The organism is Marinobacter persicus (assembly GCF_002934325.1).
GTDB lineage: Bacteria > Pseudomonadota > Gammaproteobacteria > Pseudomonadales > Oleiphilaceae > Marinobacter > Marinobacter persicus_A.
On record NZ_PTIV01000080.1, the window covers coordinates 1 to 1,612 of the forward strand.

Consider the following 1,612-nt stretch of genomic DNA (forward strand, 5'->3'; position numbering starts at 1 on the left):
CAGACTGCTGACAAACCCTCGCCATCGCGGCGGGGGTTTGTTGTAATTGGGGTATCGACTTTTCAGAGGCTGCCCCATGCTCAAAGAGCCGTCCCCGCAACAACACGAACTCGAGATGGTCAGTCTCGAATCGCTGGTCCCCGACAACCACCTTCTTCGCAAGATTGATCAGTACATCGATTTTGAATTCATCCGTGATCGGGTTCGGCATTTGTACTGCTCGAACAACGGTCGGCCGGCGCTCGATCCGGTGGTGCTGTTCAAGATGCTGTTTCTGGGCTATCTGTTCGGCATTCGCAGTGAGCGGCAGTTGGTGCGGGAGATACAGGTCAACGTGGCGTATCGCTGGTTCTTGCGCTTCAACCTGACTGACAAGATTCCAGACGCTTCCACCCTGAGCCAGAACCGCCGGCGGCGGTTCCAGGACGGCAGCATCTATCAGGAAATCTTCGATGAGATCGTGCTCCAGGCGATGGGCTATAACCTGGTTGGTGGCGAAGTGCTTTATACCGACAGCACGCACCTTAAGGCGAACGCCAACAAGAACAAGTACGATCTGAAACAGGCAGAGGAGAAGGTGGCAGCCTACCTGGACAGCCTGGAAGACGCCATCGAAGGTGATCGCAAAGCTCAGGGTAAAAAGCCCTTGAAAACGAAGCTGTCTGAGCAGCCACCCAAGACCAAAGACACCAAGATCAGCCGCACCGATCCGGACAGTGGTTACATGGTTCGGGAAGGCAAGCCCAAGGGCTTCTTCTATCTGGACCACCGAACCGTCGATGGCCGCAACGCCATCATCACCGATAGCTACGCTACGCCAGCCAATCTGCATGACAGCCGTCCCTATCTCGATCGACTGGATCGACAATGTGAGCGCTTTGGCTTCGACGTCTGGGGCGTCGGACTGGATGCGGGTTACTACACCGCCGGTATCTGTAAGGGCTTGGAAGACCGGGGTATCTACGGGGTCATGGGCTATCGGCGACCGAATAAACCCAAAGGCTATCTCCCTAAACGCGCCTTCACTTACGATCCCGAGACCAACAGTTATCGCTGTCCGCAAGGCCAGCAACTGATCTACGCCACCACCAATCGCCTAGGCTACCGGGAGTACAAATCCAACCCGGCTCATTGCAAAGACTGTCCGCTGCTGAGTCAATGCACGCGTAGCGCCAACCACGTCAAAGTGCTTACCCGTCATGTCTGGCAAGACAGCAAAGACCGAACGGACAGTTACCGGTTAACGCCATGGGGCAAAGCGCTCTACAAACGACGACAGGAAACCGTGGAGCGATCGTTCGCCGATGCTAAACAGCTCCATGGTCATCGTTACGCTCGCTTGCGAGGACTCTCGAAGGTGCGCGAGCAATGCCTGTTGGCCGCCGCAGCCCAGAATATGAAGAAGATCGCGCAGATCCTGGCGCGTCTTTTATGGCTCAAATCCCTTGGTATGCCTGGGTTACAGAGGCGAATCCGGAAATGGGCCCGGAAACTGGCTTTGCTGAAGTATTGGCAATCCGGTCAGGAGTATTGGGCTAACTCCATCGCTCACTGAATTTAAAGCGCCCAAACGCAACGAACCCCGGAAAAACCGGGGTTCGTCAGCAATCTG

Annotated in this window: 1 protein-coding gene; it reads left to right on the forward strand. The window is 55.6% G+C overall.

Annotated elements, in window-relative coordinates:
- The first annotated feature begins 76 nt into the window (after positions 1 to 76).
- Positions 77 to 1,555 carry an IS1182 family transposase gene (locus BY454_RS16650; protein ID WP_104417669.1) on the forward strand — a complete coding sequence of 493 codons (1,479 nt, stop codon included), beginning with the start codon at positions 77 to 79 and terminating at the stop codon, positions 1,553 to 1,555.
- Positions 1,556 to 1,612: the final 57 nt, after the last annotated feature.